Genomic DNA, 6,620 nt, shown 5'->3' with positions numbered 1-6,620 from the left:
CGTCCACCGCCCGCCTTCACGTGCAGCGAACCCGCCCCGTGGCAGTTCTCGCATGCGAACTTGCCGGGCTGATTCTTGCCGATCCGCCCCATCAGGGTTTTCGAGAACGATTCGGCGTGGCCGGCATGGCAGGTCATGCAGACCTTCTCGCCGACGAAGCTGGCTTCAATCGGAGCCCCGCCCTTTGTCTTGGCGGGAATCGCCGCAGGCGCGGGTGCGGCTTTCGGCTGTGGAGCCGCTGGCGCCGCGTCTCCCTTGAGAAACTCCTGCAGCGCCTCGTAAGCGCTGTCCGCAGCGAACTGCTGGCGTCCCTGGCGTTGCACCGGCCGGGCGGCACCGAGGCGTTGAGCGAATTCGGTCAATTCGGAATAGACGGCATCCTCGACCTGACGGGGCCTGGCGGCCGCTTCGCTTGCCGGCTTCGATCCAGCCGCGACCGTATTGGCAAAACCTGCGAGCGCAGTGAACGAATCATCGTCGCGTTGAACGGCTGCGGGCTTCGAATCGGATTTGTCGAGATCGCGCAGCGCGGCGTACACGCCTTGCCCTGTCGCGGGGTTGATGCCGGGGTCGGAGACGATCTGAACCGCCATCGCGGGCTGAATCAGCCCGAGTACCGCTCCACCGACCAGCGCCGACTTGAGAAGCGAGAGAAGCTTGGTCAGAGGCTGCGCATAACACGCTCTTGCGTATCGCGCGCCCCAGCCGAAGCATCCGTTAAAATCGCCCAACCTGCTCATTCGAAACGCCCCCGCGTTCATCTGTCGGCAACCGTTCATTGTTAATTGATGTGTGGGCCGTCGATGCCACCTTTGATATTGCTAAAAAGCCACACTCATAACTATTCGTCGAGAAGTCGACATAACGCCTACTTTTTTTCCGGCTCGTCAGTTCCCGCCGGCTCCGCCGGAAGGTGATGCGCGATACCCTTATGACAATCGATGCAGGTCGCGCCGGCCTTGATCGCTTCCGGCATCATTTGATGCGGCAGCCGATTGCTTGTGCGGATCCATCGAGTCGACCGCGTGGCAATTGCGGCATTCGCGCGAGTCGGTCGCCTTCATCGTCGCCCAGACGTGCTGCGCGAGTTCGAGCCGATGCGCTTCGAATTTTTCGCGGGTGCTGATGGTGCCGAGAATCTTGTGCAGCACCTCGTTGGAAGCCTCGATCTTTCGCTTGATCTTGTAGATCCAGACCTTCGGCACGTGGCAGTCCGAACATATCGCGCGCACGCCGGACCGGTTTTTCCAGTGAATGGTCTGCTGCAGTTCCGGGTAAACATTATCCCGCATTTCGTGGCAGGAAATGCAGAACGCTTCGCTGTTGGTCAGTTCCAGCGCCCAGTTGAAGCCGCCCCAAAACAGGATCCCGCCGAGGCCTCCCAGCACCACAAGGACGCTCCAGGACAGCGACGACGGGCGTCGGAAAAACGCCCACAGCCGCTGTAATCGGGTCTTGGTGCCCGCTCCGCCAGATTCATCCATGTTGAGCCCCCAAGCTCAATCTCTAGACAGGTGTTCTCTAGACAACGCGCGCGGTCACCGACATCGCGCAGCCATCTCCCCTAGGGTACACCTTACGAAAGGTTACCCCAGAGCGCAAACTCAGGCTGTCCAAAATTGCTCACACGCCGCATTGAATCGTGCCCAGTGGCCTTTGCGCCAGTCAGCATCGCCGGATGGCGGGAGCGTTCCCGTCATGAATTCATTTACGCCGGTTTTTGGGCCGATTGCTTTGACGCAAGTCAATCGACGCCGCAAATTTGTGCATGGCGTCAATCGACTTTGCCGCGCGGTGAAGCTCGCATCCCCTCAAAGGCTTGCGCCGGGCGCATCGTTACGCCCGGCGCAATCCGAGATTGCGTGATCTTTCAGCCGACGAAGCGCGCGTCGCCGCCGCCGCCGGCTCGCGCGGTGACCATGGCGGGCGGTGGCGAGAACCACAGCTGGTACATCGTGACCACCCACATGAAGGCGAAACACGCCCCCATCAGGGCACCTGCCAGCAACACCACCCAAGCGAAAGGATGAAACAGCTTGGTAAAGTACCACGAGCTGACGTCCATCACGATCGCCAGGTAGGGCAGCGCGACAATCGCGCATTTCAGCCATACCGGCCTCACATAGGCGTGGCTGAACATCATGCCGACAATGAAGAAGATGAAGGTCAAACCGAATAGATGAATGTGCGACACCCGAACCAGGGTGAAGACATCCGTTCCGGTGTCCTGCTCCGTCACCTTCTTCAGGTTGTCATAACTGCTCAAATTGGGAAGATGCGGGTTGCTGCCGTCATGGCAACCCATGCAGCGCTTGTCGAGGATCGGTTTGATCGTCTTGTCGTAGGTCGCCCGATCGGTACCTTCCTTCACCCAGGCAATGATGGCCTGGCCGTCTTCGGACGGCAACATGTTCGACATCGGCCCCTGCAGCGCCGATTCGAGGCGCGAACCATGCCCGCTGCCGCTGTAGGCGACCACAAGGTCTTCATACGAGAGCATCATCTTGTTGCCGGTGCCGCGGCCGGCATAGGTGTGAAAAACGTAGATCAGGCCAAACAGGTAGGCCATGCCGAGAACCAGAAGCGTCGCCGTGTACAGAATACGTACGCTGTAGGGCAGCTCCGAATAATGATGATAGAGCCGGTGGAGGGGTGGCTGCTCAGCCATGGTGATGTTCCTTCAGATCTTTCAGGCCCCCGATGCGAGGGCGATGCGGCATGCCAGAAGTACCCGTCGTTCGCTTTGCCTGCCGATCCGGCGTGCGCTCGTTGTTCACCTGGTTCACTTGATTCATTTGGGCGGCACCGTCAAGAATACGACCGCGCGGGCCGTCTTGTGCGCGTAGAGGGCCGCAAGGCCGGCAATATCCTGGTCCGTCAGCCCCTCCGACATCGCCGACATCCGCGGACTCTTGCGCGTGCCGGTCCGATAATCATCCAGCGCCTTCTCCAGATAGTCCGCGCGCTGGGCAGCCAGCGCGGGCAAGCGCGGGTCGGTGCTGTTGCCATTGATGCCGTGGCAGCGATCGCATCTCTGCGCCCACTCCACCGCGGTCAGGGGTTTGCGAACGTCGGGCTGCCGGGGTTCCTGGCCTGCAAAAAAGGCCGCAAGGTTTTTGCCGGCGGCAGCGTCGAGCGCCGCCGCCAGACCCTTCATCGTCTCATCCTTGCGGGTTCCCTGCTTGTAGGCTGCCAGCGCGCTGGCAAGATAGCCGGCGTCCTGGCCGGCGAGGCTGGGGAAGGCAGGGTTTGCGCTGACGCCGTCCGAACCGTGACATCCCGCACAGCCCGCGGCAGCTGCCGCGCCCGCCGCCTTGTCACCGGCGGCGGCAGCCTGGCTTCGCGCCGGCTTTTGCAGCGCATAATACAGCGCGATATTTTCCATGCCGGCGTCGGTGAGGCTGGCAAGCATCGACTTCATCAGCTCGCTGTCGCGCTGACCGCTCTTGTACGCCTTCATCGCCGCAACGGTGTATTTCGGATCCAGTCCGGCAAGGCTCGGCATGCCCGGCGTGGTGCTGACTCCGGATTCCCCATGACATCCCGCGCAGGCAGCCGCAGCGGTCTTGCCGGCCTGAACCGGATCGGCCGCGACTTTCGCACGATTGGCCGCCGGTGCCTGCGGCGGATCGAGGCTGCCATAATAGGCCGACACCTTGTACAGCGCGTCGTCGCTCAAAAACTTGACCTGGCTGTTCATGGCATTGTCGCCGCGCGCCTCGGACTGATAGGCCTTCAGCTCGAGGAACAGATAAGCGGAGCGCTGTCCCGCAAGATGCGGGACGGTGGCGGTGTCGCTGATGCCGTCTGCGCCATGGCAGCCGGCGCAGCTCGACTCCGCGAGAGACTTGCCTTGCGCGACATCTTCCGGGGTAGCGTACAGGGTTTTCAACTCGGCGCCGCTTTCGACCATCGTCCGCGGTTGAGCGGATGCGCCGAAATAGGCCCCCGAGAACAGTAGCCCGGCGACGCCTCCGACAAACGCCAGCATCGAGAGGGAGGAGCCGGCCCGTGGTGGCCGGCGAGCGGCCTCACGGCTTCCGAGCCCGGCGAGATTCGCTTCAGCCGATTGTTTCATTCCGTCCCCGCCTTGCCGCTCGCCGGCGCCGGTGCAGCTCTTGCTGCTTTTGCCCGGCGCTGACGGAGCTCGTGAACCTGACAAGGCGCCGCTCCACCCTCAGCAAAGCCGAACAGCGCACCGGAACCTTGTCGTCGAAGATATTGAAGTTATGTCGTGGAAGATATTGGGGTTATTTCTTCCCGGGCAGCTTGTGGCCGTTGGCCGCGAATGCATCACCAAAAGCATTACGGGGACCGCCACCGGCTGGATTCTGGTGACACGCACCACACGCCTTGCCTGTTGACGCGGCATAGGCGGGCAACGCATCCGCGGATTTGGGAGCAGCGATCGTGAACGCTGCGCCGATGGCCAGCGCCGCGACAACGGCTCCCAGGATTCTGAAGTTCATTTGTCATCTCCGTTAGTGGGAACGAACAGCAAAAGCCGTATTCGACTTTTCATGCGAAAGATTTGATTTCGATCAACATCGCTGCGCGAACAACTCGGCTATTCAGCCTACGACCGGGCAACGAACGACAGCATTCTTATTGCGGTAAGGTGAGCAGATGAGCGCAGTGGAACGGATAGACGATAAGGATACGCTAATTGCGCTACCGCGCAATGTCGCGATGCCGGGAATCGCCGCAGTTCCGAAACCGCGGGCCGATGCGCAACAGGGCATTCCAACCATCCAGGCGAGGGATGGTTCCGTTCGCGGTGAACGGTTGCGTCCGCTGCTTGCCCTCGTCCCCTATCTGGGGCGCTATCGCGCCAAGACCGCCGCCGCGCTGGTCGCGCTCACCGTGGCGTCGCTCGCCACGCTTGTCGTGCCGGCCGCCGTGCGGCGGATGATCGATTTTGGCTTCACCGCCGACAGCGTCGAGATGATCAACAGCTATTTCGGCGTGATGATCGTGGTCGTGGCCGTGCTCGCGCTCGCCAGCGCATCACGCGTCTATCTCGTCACCACGCTCGGCGAGCGAATCGTTGCAGACCTGCGTCGCGACGTGTTCTCGCATCTCACATCGCTGTCGCCGGTGTTTTTCGATTCGGCCAGCAGCGGCGAACTGGTGTCGCGGCTGACCGCCGACACCACCCAGATCAAGGCCGCCGTGGTGGTTTCGATCTCGACGGCGCTGCGCAATTTCATGCTGTTTGCCGGCGCCTCCACCATGATGGTGGTCAGCAGCCCTCGGTTATCCGCGACCGTGATCGCGGTGATCCCGCTGATCGTGCTGCCCCTGGTCGCGTTCGGAAGAAGGGTGCGAACGCTGTCCCGCGGGGCCCAGGATACGCTGGCCGACGCCTCCTCCTATGCCTCGGAATTGATCGGCGCGATGCGCCCTTTGCAGGCGTTCACCAACGAGCGCCTTGCGACCGGCCGCTTCGGCCGGGAAGTCGAGCGCGCCTATCAGGCGGCGCGCAACTCGACCCGCGCCCGCGCGTACCTGACCGCGATCGTGATCTTTCTGGTTTTCTCGAGCATCGTGGCGGTGCTGTGGGTCGGCTCTCACGATGTGTTGAACGGCCAGATGACCGCCGGCCGGCTTGGCCAGTTCCTGCTTTACGCCGCCCTTGCCGCCGGCGCCCTCAGCGAACTCAGCCAGGTATGGGGCGACGTCTCGGCAGCCTCCGGAGCGACCGAACGGCTGTTCGAGATTCTGCGGTTGAACCCCGCGATTGCCGCCCCGGCCGTTCCGCTGGCATTGCCGACGCCTTCACGCGGCGACGTCGGCTTTGCCAATGTCAGGTTTGCCTATCCGACCAGGCCGGAAACCGATGCCGTGGATGGCATTTCGTTTGCGGTGAAGGCCGGAGAGAAAGTCGCCATCGTCGGTCCGTCCGGCGCCGGCAAGAGTACCTTGTTTCATTTGCTGCTGCGCTTCTACGACCCCCGCAGCGGCGTGATTTCGCTCGATGGCGTTGATATCTGCGACGCCGACCCGCGCGATGTGCGTGGCCGCCTCGCTCTGGTGCCGCAGGAACCGGTGATTTTCGCCACCACCGCCCGGGAGAACATCCGGTTTGGGCGACCGGAGGCCGATGACGCCGAAGTCGAACGTGCCGCGGTTCTCGCCCACGCCACCGAATTCATCGATCGGCTGCCGCAGGGGTTTGAAACCGAGCTCGGCGAACGTGGCGTCACCTTGTCCGGCGGCCAGCGCCAGCGCATCGCGATCGCAAGGGCCATCCTGCGCGACGCGCCGCTATTGTTGCTGGATGAGGCGACCTCCTCACTGGACGCGGAAAGCGAAATGCTGGTGCAGACCGCGCTGGAAGAATTGATGCGCCACCGCACCACGCTGGTGATCGCCCATCGCCTCGCCACGGTGCTGTCCTGCGACCGGATCCTGGTCATCGATCAGGGGCGAATCGTCGAACAGGGCACCCATGCGAAACTGGTGGCGCAAAACGGGCTCTATGCCCGCCTGGCGCGGCTGCAGCTCCGGCACAGCTGACCGCAATTTCGTCCGCCAGACACGGATCCGAGCTGATTCGGCGGGGCGCATCATGGGACGCGCCAAATGCAGGCAAGCGCGCATAGGCCCGCGCACTATTC

General features: G+C 62.6%; 5 protein-coding genes and 1 pseudogene. 1 reads left to right on the top strand and 5 read right to left on the bottom strand.

The genetic code is table 11. The features are described from left to right. The 5 genes and pseudogenes from E8A46_RS05295 to E8A46_RS05275 form a co-directional block, all read right to left on the bottom strand. On the bottom strand, positions 1–740 hold a 740-nt coding region (locus tag E8A46_RS05295), incomplete at its 3' end, for a cytochrome c3 family protein (protein WP_291558385.1). A gap of 128 nt (positions 741–868) precedes the next feature. Then, positions 869–1,484, bottom strand: a pseudogene (locus E8A46_RS05290) (NapC/NirT family cytochrome c). Positions 1,485–1,870: 386 nt separating this feature from the next. Beyond that, the gene (locus E8A46_RS05285; RefSeq protein ID WP_291558383.1) at positions 1,871–2,668 is read right to left on the bottom strand and encodes a hypothetical protein; all 798 of its coding nucleotides are present in this window, start codon (positions 2,666–2,668) and stop codon (positions 1,871–1,873) included. A gap of 123 nt (positions 2,669–2,791) precedes the next feature. Beyond that, on the bottom strand, positions 2,792–4,078 hold the full coding sequence (locus E8A46_RS05280) for a c-type cytochrome (RefSeq protein WP_291558380.1): 1,287 nt from the start codon (positions 4,076–4,078) through the stop codon (positions 2,792–2,794). A gap of 172 nt (positions 4,079–4,250) precedes the next feature. Continuing rightward, positions 4,251–4,469, bottom strand: coding sequence for a hypothetical protein (locus E8A46_RS05275; protein WP_291558378.1), 219 nt, complete (start codon positions 4,467–4,469; stop codon positions 4,251–4,253). A 157-nt stretch (positions 4,470–4,626) separates the two neighbouring features. On the opposite strand from E8A46_RS05275, the gene E8A46_RS05270 reads away from it, so the two are divergent. Then, complete coding sequence (locus E8A46_RS05270) at positions 4,627–6,519, top strand: ABC transporter transmembrane domain-containing protein (RefSeq protein ID WP_291558376.1); 1,893 nt, start codon at positions 4,627–4,629, stop codon at positions 6,517–6,519. Positions 6,520–6,620 lie beyond the last annotated feature (101 nt).

The sequence above is a fragment of the Bradyrhizobium sp. genome (genome assembly GCF_004799445.1).
Taxonomy (GTDB): domain Bacteria; phylum Pseudomonadota; class Alphaproteobacteria; order Rhizobiales; family Xanthobacteraceae; genus Bradyrhizobium.
The sequence above is the reverse complement of the archived record's forward strand: the minus strand, read 5'-3'. Positions and strand labels throughout refer to the sequence as shown.

Bases quoted from the DNA above. Each gene is read 5' to 3' on its own strand.
- E8A46_RS05285 (WP_291558383.1), bottom strand. From the start codon at position 2,668: ATGGCTGAGCAGCCACCCCTCCACCGGCTCTATCATCATTATTCGGAG.
- E8A46_RS05280 (WP_291558380.1), bottom strand. From the start codon at position 4,078: ATGAAACAATCGGCTGAAGCGAATCTCGCCGGGCTCGGAAGCCGTGAG.
- E8A46_RS05275 (WP_291558378.1), bottom strand. From the start codon at position 4,469: ATGAACTTCAGAATCCTGGGAGCCGTTGTCGCGGCGCTGGCCATCGGC.
- E8A46_RS05270 (WP_291558376.1), top strand. From the start codon at position 4,627: ATGAGCGCAGTGGAACGGATAGACGATAAGGATACGCTAATTGCGCTA.